Annotated in this window: 20 protein-coding genes and 1 pseudogene; 8 read left to right on the top strand and 13 right to left on the bottom strand. The window is 63.1% G+C overall.

The window, feature by feature from the left end; translation table 11 throughout:
• Positions 1-283 precede the first annotated feature (283 nt).
• From tnpA to LT988_RS07190, 4 genes are all read left to right on the top strand, one after another.
• Positions 284-643, top strand: coding sequence for an IS66 family insertion sequence element accessory protein TnpA (gene tnpA / locus LT988_RS07205; RefSeq protein WP_232406789.1), 360 nt, complete (start codon positions 284-286; stop codon positions 641-643).
• Positions 640-993, top strand: coding sequence for an IS66 family insertion sequence element accessory protein TnpB (tnpB, locus tag LT988_RS07200; protein ID WP_232406790.1), 354 nt, complete (start codon positions 640-642; stop codon positions 991-993). The genes tnpA and tnpB overlap by 4 nt, the downstream gene beginning before the upstream one ends.
• 48 nt (positions 994-1,041) lie before the next feature.
• A complete protein-coding gene (gene tnpC / locus LT988_RS07195) occupies positions 1,042-2,709 on the top strand; it encodes an IS66 family transposase (RefSeq protein WP_232406791.1) in 1,668 nt (555 codons plus the stop codon).
• A 324-nt stretch (positions 2,710-3,033) separates the two neighbouring features.
• Positions 3,034-3,774, top strand: coding sequence for a hypothetical protein (locus LT988_RS07190; RefSeq protein ID WP_232409517.1), 741 nt, complete (start codon positions 3,034-3,036; stop codon positions 3,772-3,774).
• 139 nt (positions 3,775-3,913) lie between these two features.
• Here the strand turns inward: LT988_RS07190 and LT988_RS07185 are convergent, their stop codons facing one another.
• From LT988_RS07185 to LT988_RS07175, 3 genes are all read right to left on the bottom strand, one after another.
• Positions 3,914-4,126 carry a DUF433 domain-containing protein gene (locus LT988_RS07185; protein ID WP_232409516.1) on the bottom strand — a complete coding sequence of 71 codons (213 nt, stop codon included), beginning with the start codon at positions 4,124-4,126 and terminating at the stop codon, positions 3,914-3,916.
• Between the two features lie 236 nt (positions 4,127-4,362).
• Positions 4,363-4,980 (bottom strand): fasciclin domain-containing protein, encoded by a 618-nt coding sequence (locus tag LT988_RS07180; protein WP_232409515.1) that lies wholly within the window; start codon positions 4,978-4,980, stop codon positions 4,363-4,365.
• A 109-nt stretch (positions 4,981-5,089) separates the two neighbouring features.
• Positions 5,090-5,776 (bottom strand): fasciclin domain-containing protein, encoded by a 687-nt coding sequence (locus LT988_RS07175; protein WP_232409514.1) that lies wholly within the window; start codon positions 5,774-5,776, stop codon positions 5,090-5,092.
• A gap of 319 nt (positions 5,777-6,095) precedes the next feature.
• On the opposite strand from LT988_RS07175, the gene LT988_RS07170 reads away from it, so the two are divergent.
• Positions 6,096-7,142 carry a transposase gene (locus LT988_RS07170; protein ID WP_232409513.1) on the top strand — a complete coding sequence of 349 codons (1,047 nt, stop codon included), beginning with the start codon at positions 6,096-6,098 and terminating at the stop codon, positions 7,140-7,142.
• A gap of 79 nt (positions 7,143-7,221) precedes the next feature.
• Here the strand turns inward: LT988_RS07170 and LT988_RS07165 are convergent, their stop codons facing one another.
• Together LT988_RS07165 and LT988_RS07160 are read right to left on the bottom strand one after the other, a co-directional pair.
• A complete protein-coding gene (locus LT988_RS07165; protein ID WP_232409512.1) occupies positions 7,222-7,488 on the bottom strand; it encodes a DUF5615 family PIN-like protein in 267 nt (88 codons plus the stop codon).
• A complete protein-coding gene (locus LT988_RS07160) occupies positions 7,485-7,712 on the bottom strand; it encodes a DUF433 domain-containing protein (RefSeq protein WP_232409511.1) in 228 nt (75 codons plus the stop codon). Before LT988_RS07160 ends, LT988_RS07165 begins: the two co-directional genes overlap by 4 nt.
• A gap of 322 nt (positions 7,713-8,034) precedes the next feature.
• On the opposite strand from LT988_RS07160, the gene LT988_RS07155 reads away from it, so the two are divergent.
• Positions 8,035-8,544, top strand: a complete 510-nt coding sequence (locus LT988_RS07155) for a hypothetical protein (RefSeq protein WP_232409510.1) — start codon at positions 8,035-8,037, stop codon at positions 8,542-8,544.
• Between the two features lie 816 nt (positions 8,545-9,360).
• Positions 9,361-9,504 (top strand): annotated as a pseudogene (locus LT988_RS07150) (type II toxin-antitoxin system VapC family toxin); the annotation flags it as partial.
• 74 nt (positions 9,505-9,578) lie between these two features.
• Here the strand turns inward: LT988_RS07150 and LT988_RS07145 are convergent.
• The 4 genes from LT988_RS07145 to LT988_RS07130 form a co-directional block, all read right to left on the bottom strand.
• On the bottom strand, positions 9,579-10,085 hold the full coding sequence (locus LT988_RS07145) for an HIT family protein (protein WP_232409509.1): 507 nt from the start codon (positions 10,083-10,085) through the stop codon (positions 9,579-9,581).
• 150 nt (positions 10,086-10,235) lie between these two features.
• Positions 10,236-11,213 (bottom strand): glutathione S-transferase family protein, encoded by a 978-nt coding sequence (locus LT988_RS07140; protein WP_232409508.1) that lies wholly within the window; start codon positions 11,211-11,213, stop codon positions 10,236-10,238.
• Between the two features lie 321 nt (positions 11,214-11,534).
• Positions 11,535-12,212: a histidine phosphatase family protein gene (locus LT988_RS07135; RefSeq protein ID WP_232409507.1), complete on the bottom strand. Its 678-nt coding sequence runs from the start codon at positions 12,210-12,212 to the stop codon at positions 11,535-11,537.
• Positions 12,213-12,309: 97 nt separating this feature from the next.
• Entirely contained in the window at positions 12,310-13,320 is a 1,011-nt protein-coding gene (locus LT988_RS07130) for a LysR family transcriptional regulator (protein ID WP_408648074.1), read from the bottom strand.
• A 61-nt stretch (positions 13,321-13,381) separates the two neighbouring features.
• On the opposite strand from LT988_RS07130, the gene LT988_RS07125 reads away from it, so the two are divergent.
• Complete coding sequence (locus LT988_RS07125; RefSeq protein ID WP_232409505.1) at positions 13,382-13,765, top strand: hypothetical protein; 384 nt, start codon at positions 13,382-13,384, stop codon at positions 13,763-13,765.
• On the opposite strand, the gene LT988_RS07120 is transcribed toward LT988_RS07125, so the two are convergent.
• From LT988_RS07120 to LT988_RS07105, 4 genes are all read right to left on the bottom strand, one after another.
• Complete coding sequence (locus LT988_RS07120) at positions 13,766-14,035, bottom strand: 4a-hydroxytetrahydrobiopterin dehydratase (protein WP_232409504.1); 270 nt, start codon at positions 14,033-14,035, stop codon at positions 13,766-13,768.
• 12 nt (positions 14,036-14,047) lie between these two features.
• Complete coding sequence (locus tag LT988_RS07115) at positions 14,048-14,524, bottom strand: ferritin-like domain-containing protein (RefSeq protein ID WP_232409503.1); 477 nt, start codon at positions 14,522-14,524, stop codon at positions 14,048-14,050.
• 54 nt (positions 14,525-14,578) lie between these two features.
• A complete protein-coding gene (locus LT988_RS07110; protein ID WP_007195589.1) occupies positions 14,579-14,887 on the bottom strand; it encodes a BMC domain-containing protein in 309 nt (102 codons plus the stop codon).
• Positions 14,888-14,990: 103 nt separating this feature from the next.
• Entirely contained in the window at positions 14,991-15,296 is a 306-nt protein-coding gene (locus LT988_RS07105) for a BMC domain-containing protein (protein WP_007195590.1), read from the bottom strand.
• Positions 15,297-15,315: the final 19 nt, after the last annotated feature.

The following is a 15,315-nucleotide window of genomic DNA, read 5'->3' as shown; positions in this document are numbered from 1 at the left end:
GGCCGACGATGCTTCGAGATTTCCAAACCGCGACTGCGCGATTGTCGAGGCATTCCACAGCGGTGCCTACAGCATGCAGGCCGTCGCCGAACATTTCGGCGTCAGCCGCATGACCGTCAGTCGTGCCGTAAAAGTCACGAGGGTGCCCTCGGAGACCTCGCCCGGCCACTCTGACCCGACCGGCGGTTGCGTTACATCGGTAAGCGTCCAGCGAAATACATCTATCCCGCGCACTGCGCGATCTGCAAGATGCCGCCATGTTCCACGCACCGAGGGGAAAAGCATGGCAGAGAAGCGGCGCAGTCGCGAGCAGTGGCGGGAGTTGGTCCGGGGCTGGCCGGGCAGTGGTCTGACGCAGGCACAGTACTGCGAACACCACGGCATTTCCACCGGGAGTCTGTCGCGGTGGCGGGCCGTCTTCGGCCGGGAGCACCAAGCGGGCGGCGGCCCGGCGCGATCCCGCGCCGAGGCGCCGTTATGCTTGCTGCCGGTGCAATTCAGTGAAGCCCTCGAGCCGGCGCGCCGTGATCGGGTGCTGACCGTCGTCTTCGGTGACGGCGTGCGCCTGGAGGTCCCGCCCGGATGCGATGGCGCCACACTCGCGCGGGTGGTGGATGTGCTCGCGCAGCGCACGACGGCATGATCGGCTTCGGCGCACGCACGCAGGTGTATCTGGCTGCAGGGGCCACGGACATGCGCAAACAAATCGACGGTCTTGCGGCCTTGGTGGTCGATGTGCTGCAGGCCGATCCGTTCTCGGATCATCTGTTCGTCTTCTGTAATCGCAGCCGCGACAAGCTCAAGATTCTCTATTGGCACAACAACGGCTTTTGGCTGTGGTATCGGCGTTTGGAGCGCGAGCGGTTTTGGTGGCCGGCGCCGCAGAGCGTCACACCGGTCATGCTCTCGATCCGCGAATTGGGCTGGTTGCTCGAAGGGCTCGATCCGCGCCGTGTCAAAGCCCATCGGCGGGCTGAATTCGACCTGCTTTAAACGCGATGACGCTCGAATGAAGGTCGGTATTCCGGTATTATTCAGTTCATGGACGGCCCGCTTCAAAGACTTCCGAATGACCCCGAGATGCTCCACGGGATCATTGGCCGGTTAAGCGATCAACTGGCGCAATCCGAACGCGAGCGAGCCGAACAGTCGCTGCAGTTGGAACAGCACTCCAATACCCTGCAACAGCAGACCCGGCGTATTGACCAGTTGCTCGAGTACATCGAGCTGTTGCGGCGCAAGCGCTTCGGCCGCAGTGCCGATCGCATCCCCGAGAGTCAGCTCGGGCTGTTTGACGAGACCGAGCTCGAGGCGCTGATCGCCGAACTGGAAGCCGAGCTGCCGGCCGACACCGCGCCGCCGGCGACACCCGCCGAAGACACCCTCGCGCCGCCCAAGGGCAAGCCGGTGCGCCGGCCGCTGCCGAGCCATCTGCCGCGGGTCGAGCGTATCCTGGATCTGCCCGAGGCGGAGAAAGCCGCCATGGGCGAGGATTGGGTCTTGATCGGCTACGACAGCTCCGAGCAACTGGCGGTCATCCCCCGCCAGACCTACGTCATCGAATACAAGCGCGCCAAATACGTTGCCCGTAACGAAGATGTGCCGGGCGCGGAGGTCGGGGTGAAGATCGCCCCGCGTCCGGCGCAGATCATCCCCAAATCCATCGCCCACAGCTCATTGCTGGCCTCCATCGTGACGGCCAAGTTCGTCGATGCCCTGCCGCTGTATCGTCAGGAGACGATCTTCGCGCGCGAGGGCATCGCGCTCGGGCGCCAAACCATGGCGGGCTTGCTCATCCAACTGCAGGTTCCGCTGCAACCCGTCGCCGCGGCGCTGAAAGACCTGCTGCGCCGGGGAGCGGTGGTGCATATCGACGAGACGCCGGTGCAGGTCCTGCGCGAGCCCGGACGCGAGAACACGCAAGACTCCTACATGTGGGTGTTTTGCGGCGGGCCGCCGGGCACACCGGTGCGCTGGTTCGAGTATGCCCCGAGCCGGGCCGCGGAAGTCCCTCGTCGGGTGCTGTTCGCGAGCGACGTCGATCCGCCGCCGCTGCCGTTGTATCTGCAATCCGACGGCTACGGCGCCTATGGTGTCCTCGCCGCTGCGCCCGGAGTCATCGGCCATGCCGGGTGCTGGGCGCACGTGCGACGCAAGTTCGTCGATGCCGCCAACGGGCGCAACGCCGGTGCCGCGCAGCAGATGGTGGCCCTGATCGGGGAGCTCTATGCGGTGGAGCGGCGCCTGCGCGACGCCGATCCCCAGACCCGGCTGCGCGGGCGTAGCGAGCACAGTCGAGCGATCCTCATGCGCATCCGCCGGTGGCTGGATCGCACCGCCACCCGCGTGCTTCCCAAAAGCCTGCTCGGCGAAGCCATCGCCTATGCCCTCGGCCAATGGCCGATCCTCATCACCTTTCTCGAGGACGGGCACCTGGAGATCGACAACAACATCGCCGAAAACGCCATCCGGCCCTTTGTGGTCGGGAGAAAGAACTGGCTCTTCGCCGGCAGTCCCAAGGGCGCCGAAACCAGCGCGCTGCTCTTCAGCCTGATCGAAACCGCCAAGGCCAATGGCCTGGAGCCTTGGGCCTACCTCAACCACCTCTTCGAGCACCTGCCCGGTGCCAAGTCCCCCGAGGCGGTCGCGGCGCTGCTGCCGCACAATCTGAAAATGGACGACCTCAAAAGGGAAGGGTCAATCCGGTAGTTCGCCGGACGCTTACTTACATCGGAGGCCCGGCCACCCGGAGATCTGCAGGTCGGCTTCGAGCCACAAACAGATGGTCCGACGTGCGCCGCGCTTGCCTTTGCCGCACCGCGGATTCTCCAATTTTCGTGGGGAACCTCAAACCGCAAGAGAGTCCTGGGTAGCCTATACTCGGCTGATACCCGACTGTTTGCGTGCGGAAAATTGGAGACGTCGTATGACTTGCGTCTGTTGCGCACCAACCACTTGCATCACTCCAACGCACGGCAGCGCGCGAACGACCTGTGGGCATTCGCCCTTCATCCGTGTGAGGATTCCCTGACCATGAGCCAAGGTAACGTAGCAATCGAGAGCATCGGAAGCGTCATCAGTGCGGCGTTCGATGTTCTGACCGAAGCGAATCCCGATGACCCGGAGACCCTGGAACGCGCCCATTCCGCGGGCTACGCACTGGTTAAGTTCGTCAACCTCGCCGTGAGCTTAAGCAGCGACGGGACGCAGGTGAACCTGGACGGCGATGGCGCAGCGATGGGCTCCGCCGAAGACATCGAGGTCGCCGGCAACCAACTCCTGCGCGCCACGACCGGATTGGTCGCGGACCTGGAGACCGCCGGTTGTCTCGAAGAACTGAAACAACTGCGCCATGCGGTCGCCGGCCTAGCGGTATCCATTGCCCGCCTCGGCGCTAGGCTCGAAAGCCTGGAGCCCGTGGCGAATGCCTTCGCTGCCCTGGCCCGCGAGACCCATGAGCCCGAGCGGCTGGCAACGCTCGGCTACTTGATGGACGAGGTGTTAACCGCCTTCACCCCGGGCGTGGAGTCCGGCATCGAGTCCGCCGAATCCTCGCGCCTGATGCACAATGAGTTGAACAGTGTCGCCATCCGCAGTCACGACAGCGAGCTCATGGAGTGCGCCTTCGACCGAATGGCGGAACACATGCCGGCAGACCTCCCCGCCTTCTTGCGCGAGGCCGTTGTCGAAATGGAGCGAGCTGACCACCCCGAAGATGTCAAGGCGGTGGTCCGGGTCTACCACGAACGACATATTCCACCAGCCACCCGCTGACCGAAGGGCATGGCGCGCTCGCGGAGGCCCGTCTGCTCGGCCCGGGAGGTAGATATGATGCCGGTCGAGGCCGTTGAGGTAGTCTAATGGCCGCCTCATACGGGCGGGGTCAGCTAAAGGGTGACACTGCGACGCTTTGTCAATCTTCTACTTCCTCCAGACGCCAGGCGGCATAGGCCAGCGCTGCATCCAGGTCGTCGGGCTCGAGATAGGGAAAAGCGGAAAGGATGCGCTCCCTGCCGACACCCTCCGCCCTAAGTCCGAGCACCGTTCCGACCGTGACCCGCAGACCTCGTATGCAGGGCTTGCCTCCCATGACAGCCGGATCCAAGGTGATTCGATCGATGTCCATGGCTTACCTCGACATGCGGCACGCGAAGATCGTTGAGCAGGCGGAATAGCAGTCGGACTGTTCACTGTCTTCAAGGGCCGGAGTCGCAGCAGAATGACGACCGGGCCCGACTGGTCGGCAGCAGGTTAGGAGGTACAGCCTATCCCTCCAAATGCGAAAAGGGACCACCATTTTTCGCTCAATTACCAGACCTCTTTGTCGGCCGCCGCGGCGTCACCGTCCGGGCTGTTCGGATCTCACAACAAGCGATCGATCACGTGCACAACACCGTGCTCGAGCTCTGTCGTGCCGATCACGGCTGCCCCGTTGACAGACGGGGTTTCGGTCCAGTCGGCCGCGATCCGATCGCCACTCAACGACGTGAATGCCCCGCCGCGCTCCAAGTCTGCGTCCGTCAATCTGCCGGAGACGATGTGTGCGCCGATCAGTGACCGCAACGCTTCGGGGTTATGGATCAGCGCATCAAGCCTCTCTCCGGAGGTTTGCGAGAAGGCGCTGTCGATGGGAAGGAAAAGCGTATAGGCCCCATCGACGCCGGGTGCCGATCCCCAACTGACCGCGCGGAAAAGACTCATGAAGAACTCGACCGAAACGGGTGTATCGACCGCACTCGTCACTTTGTTTTCGAGGACGTCCGCAACAAATCCGGCCCAGTTGACCCGATCGTTTACCGAGTTGGTGAGCGGGGCGGGTGCGGGCGTTCGACTGGGCGCCGACATCGCCGCGCCGGGGAGACCGACCCCTTCGGTGTGCGGCCCAGATTCCGATGACATTGCAAGGGTCGGGGCGAACAAGGCCCCGATGATGATCAGGGTCTTTCCGTAGGACGGGCGATATGATCTCGATGGATACATGAGGATTCTCCGGGTGAGTTTGGCACGGCAGGGAAGAGAGTGCCGCGACGCGATTGGCTCCTGAGCGCTGCGTCGCGGAGGGTCACACGTCACGGCATGCCGTGCTTGATTACTCGGGCATCATGACCGCATCGATGACGTGTATGACGCCGTTGCTCGTTTCGATATCCGCCTGCACGACCTTTGCGCCGTCGACCTTGACGCCGTCACTGGTGTCGATCGCGAGCGTGCTTCCTTGTACTGTCGTGGCTTTGTCGAGGCCGACGACATCCGCCGCCATGACCTTGCCCGGGACGACGTGGTAGGTGAGCACGGCAACCAAGGCATCCTTGTCTGCGAGCAGGGCCTCGAGCTCATCCCGGGGAATCTTCCCGAATGCCTCGTCGGTCGGTGCAAACACCGTAAAAGGGCCTTCGCCCTTAAGGGTCTCAACCAATCCGGCGGCCTTCACGGCGGCCACGAGCGTCTCGAAGCTCCCGGCGCCGATCGCAACGTCGACGATGTCGCCGGGGGCGGCGGCCGCGGTCTCTGCCAGCGACGTCTTCACGAGGGTCGGCGGCTGCGTGCCCCAGTACATGGCGGGCTGCATTCCGTAAGGGTCCATCATCGGCGGACGGTGATACCCGTGACCGTGACTGACGAATCCTGCCATCGGGGGATACTCATAGCCCGAATGACCCCGGGCGGCCTTCATGCGGTCGCAGCCCTCGCCGGCAAGGGCGGACGAGATGGCTCCGGCATTCAGTCCAAGGGCGAGTAGGGCGGCGGTGGTCAGTGTTGCGTTGCGGATCGACATGTTTTGCGTCTCTCTGAAAGGTTGAAGTAGCACAGACGGTGAGGATCTTATCCCCGCCCTGCTCAGATGCTGTTCAAAACAGACAAAGGCAACGGTCAAAACATGTTCACTGCGGTTCAACTACCGCTCGGTTCTTGGGGGAGGTTTTCCTGAGGGAGGTTCTCTTGGGGGAGGGACAATCGCCGGCCCGTCTGTCCGGGATACATCGACGCCTCGCTCTGTGCATATGGCGAGGGTTCGCTCTTGTACACGCAGTACCTGAACCGCCGCCTACGGGCGTGTCGGGCACCTGTTTCAGGGCCGCTTCAAGGCCATCCTGGTGGAGCGTGAGCGTTACCTGCTGGAGCTGGCCCGCTATGTGGTGCTGATTCCCGTCCGCGCCGGAATGGTAGGAGCGCCGGGCGCCTGGCCGTGGAGCAGTTACCGTGCGACGGTCGGAGAGGAGATCCCCGTCCCGGCATTCCTGGAGACGGACTGGGTGTTGCGGGCGTTCGCCGAGGGCAGGGCCGAAGCGGTGGCCGGCTACCGGCGGTTCGTCGCCGAAGGCATCGGCGACGCGGGTCCCTGGTCAGGGCTGAAGGGCCAGATCTACATGGGCTCCGAGCAATTTGTCGAGCGCATGCAGGCGCTGATCGACCCGAGGCGTCCGCTGCGCGAGATCCCGATGACGAACCACTACCACCTGTTGTTGGAGACGCCGGATGCCAATCTCTCCAAAGGCATGCGCCAGCTCAACGGCGTCTACACGCAGTATGTCAACCGCGCCCACGGGCGCGTCGGGCACCTGTTCCAGGGCCGTTTCAAGGCCATCCTGGTGGAGCGTGAGCGTTACCTGCTGGAGCTGGCCCGCTATGTCGTGCTGAATCCCGTCCGCGCCGGAATGGTGCGAGCGCCGGGCGACTGGCCGTGGAGCAGTTACCGTGCGACGGTCGGAGAGGAGGGCTCGGTACCGGCATTCCTGGAGACGGACTGGTTGTTGCGGGCGTTCGCCGAGCGCAGGGTCGAAGCGGTGGCCGGCTACCGGCGGTTCGTCGCCGAAGGCATCGGCGCCGCCGGTCCCTGGTCGGGGCTGAAGGGCCAGATCTACCTGGGATCCGAGCAATTTGTCGAGCGCATGCAGGCGCTGATCGACCCGAAGCGTCCGCTGCGCGAGATCCCGAAACGCCAGCGCCGTGCGTTGGCAAAGCCGTTGGACGACTATGCTTCGAGCTGTCCCGACCGCGACTCCGCGATTGTCGAGGCGTTCCGCAGCGGCGCCTACAGCATGCAGGCCATCGCCGAGCATTTCGGCGTCAGCCGCATGACCGTCAGTCGGACCATGAGACGTCACGAGGGTGTCGTCGGAGACCTCGCCCTACCATTCTGACCGGACCTGCGGTTGCGTTACATGTGAGACCTGACCCTTCACCCCGTCGCGACCCCGACGAACCCCGGTCCGCGGCCGCTTACGCACACCGCCCGCTCACGCGACCTTCCTCACCGTATTCCATCTCCCAACACTGCTCCACCGGAGTCATGAGTGCGGGAAAGCGCCCGCAGTGTGCTGCGACATAATCCGAGAACCGGCCGGTGAAACAGTGTGAGAGACAACAGCGGTCAGGCGCAGAAGGATCTCCGACCTGCGTCCAGTGGACGGTCTCGAATCCCGCTTCGGTCAGAACAGGTACCCACTCCGGCGAGAGATTGACATCGATGACCAGCCGCAGGGTCATGCCGCGGTTAGGTCCTCTTCACGTTCCTCCAGACGCCAGGCGGCATAGGCCAGCGCTGCATCCAGGTCCTCGGGCTCGAGATAGGGGTACGCGGAAAGGATGCGCTCCCTGCTGACGCCCTCGGCCATGAGTCCGAGCACCGTTCCGACCGTGACCCGCAGACCTCGGATGCAGGGCTTGCCGCCCATGACAGCCGGATCCAAGGTGATTCGGTCAATGTCCATAGCCTACCTTCAAATGTAGCTCGCGAAGATCTATCAGCGGACAGGATAGCAGTCGGGCAGTTCAATGTCGTCAAGGCAGGAGCCGCAGCAGAGGGGCGTCAAAATGGGGCTCAATTTCTGCTGCTATCCTTGTTCCTCATGCTCCGCCGGACACGGATTCATGTCGATGACTTGCCGCTGCACAGTATGCAGCGCGGCCAGAACCGAGCGGCGCGCTTCTTCGAGGGCCAAGACTGGCTTATTTCCCCGGCTGGCAGCGCAAGGGGCGGACGCGCGAGCGCTGCCGGATGGACGCCTACGTGCTGATGACCAGCTCCATCTGTTGCTTGCGCCCGAACAGGCCGAACGCGTGCCGCTGGTGCTGGTCTCGGTCGGTCGCTGCTACGTGCAGTGCGTCAACCACACCTATGGGCGTACCCGCACCCTCTGGGACGGCCGCTACAAATTCTCGCTGGTCCCGGCCGAAACCGACCTGCTGCTCGGCCAGCGTCGCGTCGAGCTGAAACCCGTGCACGCCGGCATGGTGGCGGACCCCGCCCTGTACCGCTGGTTCAGCTACCCGGCCAGCGCGATCGGTGAGCTCGGCGCGCTACTGACGCCGCACGCGCGCCACATCGGACTCGGCGATGACGAAGACGCGCGCCGTGCCGCCTACCGGGAACACTTCCGCATAGCGCCGGACGACAAACCGCCAGGCGATCTGCGGCTCGCACTCGACCAAGACCAGCCTGTTGGCAATGATCGCTTCTATCGGGAGAGCGAAGCGATGACCGGCCAGCGTTGCCGATTGCGCAAGCGCGGCAGGCCGCGGAAGCTGGACGAGCCGCAATAGCCAAGGATACCGACAGGACGCGTGGCCGTTGAATCAATTGAGGCCGACGCCTTTATCCCCGTCGCTCTTGCGCGCAGTCGAGGCTATCTGATTGACAGTCAACTTGTTTCGTAACCGTTGACCAGCCCGTCAGTCCTCGCTAATCTCAAGCCTCCTGGCGTCTTGGACTCGCGTGGGCGCTTGGATTTCGAATATGCAGAGAGATCGAGATAACACTGGCCGTCGAGCCGTCACTTGCCGCCACTTCAGGAGAATCTTTGATGAGATCACTGTTCCTGTTGTTTATATTCGCCATCGTGGTCGTTGGCATAGGTTTGTTCTTTAAGGGCCACTCTAATTCGGTTAACCTTTACCATATCTGTGGAAAACAGGTGCCATGGTTCGACGCCATGTTCTTAGAACCGATCAAAGACAAGGATGGTTGCGCGAAATATCAATAACGCGCTGGCGGCGCCGGGGAACCTTCCCCGGCTCTGCTGCTCTCGACGTCTGACGCAGCTACCGCGCCAATGCCTGCGGCGAACCGATCGCGCTGCTTACGCCGGACGCGCGCTATCCCGGCCTCGGCGATGACGATAAAACGCGCCGAAGCGTCTATCGGGCGCTGTTACGCGGAGCGCCCGACGACAAATCGGTGGGCGATCTGCGGCCGGCACTCGATCAAGAACAGCCCGTCGGCAATGATTCCTTCTGTCGGGAGTTTGAAGCGATGACCGTGCAGTGCTTCTAGTTGCCCAAGTGCGGCAGGCCAGCGGAAGCTGGACGAGCAGGCTGAGCCGATGATGCGGGGCAGGGCGAGTTGCCGTTGTGACTAAAATGCGCTTGTTGCTCGATACGCATGCCCTGCTGTGGTGGCTTGATGGAGATGCCAAACTGTCTCCGGCCGCGCGTACCGCGATCGGAAACGAGGCGAATCCTGTTTGGGTGAGCGCGGCGACCGCTTGGCAAATTGCCACCAAGGAAGGGTTGGCCGGTTTCAGTGGCGACAAGACAGGTACTCGCCCCCCATTCCCGTTCTGCCCCCCGTCCAACCTTCAACGTCTCGGATAGTTTGCTCTTCCCGGTATCACATTGCGAATACCGCCCTTAGGGTCGTCGACATCTCCGCGATAGCGCGGCAAGAGAATGACATGTAAATGGTCAATGCTTCTTCCTGCTTCTCTTCCATCGTTGTTGCCGACAGTGTATGCATCAGGCTTATTTCCCAGGAAACTCAGCTTCAAGACTGTCTCGATATGGTCTTTGGGCCGGTCTTTGAGATCGTCCCTGCCGAGCATGTTTAAGTAAAGCTCCTTCAGATCAGTGTCTTCAATAGCGGCTTTGACCCCACGAATGGCATCGAAATAGTCCGCTTGCTCTGTTTCGGTCAGCTGAAAAATGGATAGGACATGCCTCCTTGGAATCATCAAGGCGTGCCCTGGATTGACGGGGTGAGTGTCGAAGATTCCCACAAAAGACCGGTTTTCAAAGATAAAGGGGTCGGCTTCGCCCCTTGAAACTTTACAAAAGTAGCAATTCTGTTCTGAAGGTGTGCTGCTCATACGGGTCGTCCATTCGGTCATTAGGTCACGCCGTTTCTTGATCACGTGAAACGGATGCTCGACACGGGCGCGCAGGTTGTCCCTGAGCGTCTCGGTGCTCGCTCGGATCCTTCAGCGGACGGGCTCCCCGCGTTTGCCGTCCCCTTTTTCTCACGTTCCCCGCTTTTCCTCGGGACTGCCTCCGCCGCCGAGCCGATCGCGCCCGTGGGGCGCCGTGAAGTCCAGCGCCGGCCCCTTCGGTACGATGCCGTTCGGGTTGATCTGCTTGTGGCTGCCGTAGTAGTGCCGCTTGATGTGGTCCATGTTCACGGTCGGCGCAACGCCGGGCACCTGATAGAGCTCGCGCGTATAGGCCCAGAGGTTGGGATAGTCCACGAGGCGCCGCTGATTGCATTTGAAGTGGCCGTGGTAGACGGGGTCAAAGCGCACCAGGGTCGTGAACAGGCGCCAGTCTGCCTCTGTCATCGCGTCGCCGACCAGGTAGCGCTGCCGTACGAGCCGGGCTTCGAGCTGATCGAGGGTCTCGAACAGCCGATCGAAGGCCGCCTCGTAAGCGTTCTGCGTCGTTGCGAAGCCGGTCCGGTAAACGCCGTTGTTGATGTTTTCGTAGACCAACGCGTTGACGGCGTCGATGTCCTCGCGCAGTTCCGACGGATAGAAGTCCACGTCGGCCCGCCCCCAGTGGTCGAAGGCGCTGTTCAGCATGCGGATGATCTCTGACGACTCGTTATTGACGATGACGTCACGCTGCTTGTCGAACAGCACCGGCACAGTGACCACGCCATCGAAGCCCGGTGCGCTGTGCTCGTAGAGCTGGTGCAATTTCTCGAAGCCGTGAAGCTGATCCGGCGTTGCGCCCGGATAGTCGCCGAACACCCAGCTCTCCGACGGCATCACCGGATGCACGACCGATACGGAGATCGCATCCTCCAGGCCCTTCAGCGCTCGGAAGATCAGCGTGCGATGGGCCCAGGGGCAAGCGTATGACACATAGAGGTGATAGCGGCCGGGCTCGGCCTTGAAGCCGCCCTCGCCGCACGGACCCGGGCTGCCGTCCGGCGTAACCCAATTCCGGAAGCCGGATTCCCAGCGGATGAATTCGCCGGTGTCTGCAGGAGCATCAGTCATATCGGCCTCTACATTGCGGGGACATTACGGGGGCAGTCTATCGAACGCATTCTTCTTTGAATGGGGCAAACATGTCGCACGTGCGGGTGATCCTGCGGCCGGGCTTGGGGCCAGCATGGCGGTCGCGGTGCCTGCCCGAGGCATGCTTAGAGGCGCGGGCTGAAATCGCGCAAGCCGAACGTGCGGCCGGTCCGTATGTGCCGATGAAACCGATCGGCAATGATCTCGGCACCGTGCGATGCGGCGCAGGGCGAGTTGCCGCCGTCTGAGAGAGCTGGTCGTTTCTCCCTTGGCACAACCCATCCCCGGCGCGGGCAAAGATCAGCTGCGCGGCGACCACCAACGCGACAGGCGTTGCGAGAAGGTGCGATCGGGAACACCTTCGTAGTGCGAGACATCGTTGAAGAGGCGGAGGCGTGCCCGCACCGGGCTGACGAAATCTAGAATATTCAACGCCGCCGGACTCTGATCCAACCGATCGCGATAACCGCGCGCATCGAAACCCAGCAGGCTACTGATCAGAAGCCTGTTGGTTCCTTTGTGGCAGACCACCAACACGGAGCCTTTGTGGTGCTGCTCCACGATACGTCGCACAACCGGTAAGGCCCGCGCGAGCACTTGAACGCCGGATTCACCGTCTCGCGGCGCGATCGTGAGTGGGTCTTCCTGCCAATTCTCGTATTCGTCGCCGTACTGCGCCTCGACCTCGGCCCGTGTCTTTCCTTCCCAGTGTCCGTAATCGATCTCGCGCAGCGCGGGCTCCGTCTCGACGCGAACCGCAGTGCCGTGAGGCTTGGCCAGGATCCGTGCCGTCTCCACCGTGCGCCCCATCGGGCTCGCATAGATGGCATCGAGCGGCTCGCCAGCGAGGCGGCTGGCAAGATTTTCGACCTGCTTGCGTCCCTCCTCGGAGAGCGGTACATCGGTCGCGCCCGAGAAACGATCCTCGGCAGTCAGCTCGGTCGCACCGTGGCGAACCAGGAAAAGTCGCGTCGGCATGGTCGTTACTCAGGTGAATTTCCGGTAACCGATATTTGCGGTCGCCGGCTCGAATCGCAAAGCCCAACGCAGAGCCGGCAAGTCTTCCCGATGCGTTTTAGCGTGCCGACGGGGCTCGCAAGAGGTCGTAGGTTCGCTCGAGCGAGGCGGTGATCTCGCGCTCGAGGTCGACGGCGAAGGCCAGGAATGCCTTGGCGATGGTCGAAAGATCGCGGCCCTTCGGGTGGACTAGATACCAGCTCCGCTCGATCGGGAAGCCCTCGACATCCAGCATCGCGAGTCGCCCGGCACCCCCGTCGAGCGTGAGGGTGTGAAGCGAAAGCGCAGAGATTCCGAGGCCGGCGATGATCGCGTGTTTGATCGCTTCGTTGCTGCCGAGCTCCATCCGCACGTTCGGGCGCAGGCCCTTCTCTGCGAAGCTGCGCACGACCGAGTCGCGGATGCCCGAGCCGGGCTCGCGGAGCAGGAAGCGCTCCTGTGCCAGACGTTCCATCGTGATCCCGGATTGACCGACCAGCGGATGATCGGTCCGCGCGAGCATGATCAGGGGGTTCGGTGCGAGAAAGGTCGCCTCGACATCCAGGCCGGCGTGGGCGGGCTCGCCGAAGATGTAAAGATCGTCGTCGTTGGCTGCCATCCGCTCGATGATGCGGGTGCGGTTCGTGACCTTCAGCGAGACGTCGATGCCGGGAAACCGCTCGCAGAAGGCACCGAGGATCTCGGGTGCGAAGTATTTTGCGGTCGTAATGACGCCTAGACGAAAATGCCCGCTCTTTAGTCCCTTGAGGTCGGCGAGCTTGATTTCGAGGTCGGTGAGCGAGCGCAGGATGGTGCGGCAGGCGGCATAGACCTCGCGTCCGGCGTCGGTCGGCTCGACGTTGCGACCCACATGCAGGAAGAGAGGCGTCCCGACCGTGTCGGTCAGTTTCTTGATCTGCATCGACACCGTGGGTTGGGTCAAGAACATCTCTTCGGCGGCACGCGTGAAACTGCCGAGACGGACGATGGCCTCGAGAAGTTGGAGCTGACGCAAGGTGGCGTGTCGCACGAAGCGACCGGTTGCATCGCTTTGGGGCAACCCTTTTGGGGCCTGGCTCGACGTGGTCATCATCTTGCCCTGCTAACGATTGAACCGGGATCCGGGAGCCGAAGCGGTCGTCGCCCGGCAGGTGAGCGATCGCTTGAATGCGATCGTTAAGGCCGTTGAAGGCTTGTGTTCAGCACGAAGTGGGTCACTGCCGGGTGGGGGTGAGCAGCGTTCGGGCGCTCAGTCCGGCCAAACCCTGCGGGACCGCGACACCGTGTTCGTCGGCTCTGCCTGTGTTTTGATGGGCTTTGAGGTGGTGGTTCGTGTACCGGCGACGATCGCGGAGCGCGGCCCGGATTGGCTCTTCTCCGTGCGCTTGCCGGCTGTCGACGCGGAGGCAGTGCTGCTCGCGGTGGATCGAGGTACCGCTTTCGGCTTGGCCGACGCTCGGCGCTTTGCAGGAGTGGCGGGCGATGTCTCGGTCGGCGCCTCGGGTCTTTCGGGAACGTCTTCTTTGACGGGCTGATCACTCATCGAGGGTCCTCTCGGTGTCGAGCAGCGCATCGATCTCGCGCGCGAACTGCCGAAGCGGCTCTCCCACCTCGTTCGCGTCGTCTTCGGCATGCAAAGTGATGTTCACGTAGGTTCGTCCGAAGCTCATGTCCGGGTACAGACCGACACGCTCGGAGAGTGCGGCCGCCCGATCGAGAAAATCGCGGGTGTTCTCGTAGTCGGCGAACTCCAAACGGCGTTCGAGGCGTATCGGACGGCGACGTTCGGTCCAGCCTTGGTTCATGACGGGGATCCCTCAGAAATAGGCACGTTCAGCGGCCTCGCGATAGCGCGGCACACCGAGTGAGGCGAGCCAGTCATCGATCTCGCGGGCATGGGCGGCCTCCTCGTCGAGCAGTGCCTCGAAGAAGTCACCGTTGTCGCGATCCCCGATCCGACGACAGAAGGTCACGGCCTCCCGATAGAGGGCGACGATCTCGACTTCGAGCACTGCATCCTGTCGCAACAGGTCGACCAGGTTGCGTGCGACGCCGGCCGGGCGCAGGTGCGAGCCGTTCGGTGCGACACCCAGCGCCAACATCCGTTGGATAATGCGCTCGGCATGCTGCATTTCTTCGACCGTTTCCTCGCGAAAACGCACCGCTGCCTCGGGCAGACCCCAGGCCTCTGCGAGCGAGGCCTGGGTCATGTACTGCTGGACTGCGGACAGCTCCAAGCTCAAGGCACGACCGAGATAGCCAAGGGTACGAGGATGAATGCGTGCGTGTCTCATGCTTCAACACCCTTGCCGCCGGTATCGAGCGGCTCATGGCTGAACGCCACTCGATCAGTCGGAAGCCGCCGGCAGGGTCCGGTTCAGGATCGGCTCGACCTCGCGGTGCGGACGGGCAATGATGTGTGCCGCGACCAGTCCGTCGCCCACACGCTCACAAGCATCTGCACCAGCGCGGACTGCGGCGTTGACCGCGCCCGTTTCGCCGCGTACCAGTACGGTGACGTAGCCCCCACCGACGAACTCGCGCCCGATCAGGCGCACCTCGGCGGCCTTGGTCATGGCGTCCGCCGCTTCAATGGCGGGAACCAGTCCGCGCGTCTCGATCATCCCCAATGCGATACCGTAGCTTTCACTGGCCATCTGTGCTCTCCAATCTCTAAGTGTCGTGTTAATCGTTGATGAATGGGTCGCGACTCGCTTTGGCCTCGCGGCCTTCGGCGCGTCGCGGGCTGCCGCGTTTTGCTCAGTCGACGGCGGGGCCGCCGACCGGGAGGATCGGCTCGACCTCGCGGTGCGGGCGGGCAATGATGTGCGCCGCGACCAGGCCGTCACCGACGCGCTCGCAGGCATCGGCACCGGCGCGGACCGCGGCGTTGACCGCGCCCGTTTCGCCGCGTACCAGTACGGTGACGTAGCCCCCACCAACGAACTCGCGCCCGATCAGGCGCACCTCGGCGGCCTTGGTCATGGCGTCCGCCGCTTCGATCGCGGGGACCAGTCCGCGGGTCTCGATCATCCCGAGCGCGATTCCGAATTTGTCGCTTGCCATCGTTCGTGTCTCCTCTGTG

The organism is Thiocapsa bogorovii, assembly GCF_021228795.1.
GTDB classification, from domain to species: Bacteria; Pseudomonadota; Gammaproteobacteria; order Chromatiales; family Chromatiaceae; genus Thiocapsa; species Thiocapsa bogorovii.
This window is presented reverse-complemented; position numbering and strand designations above follow the sequence as displayed.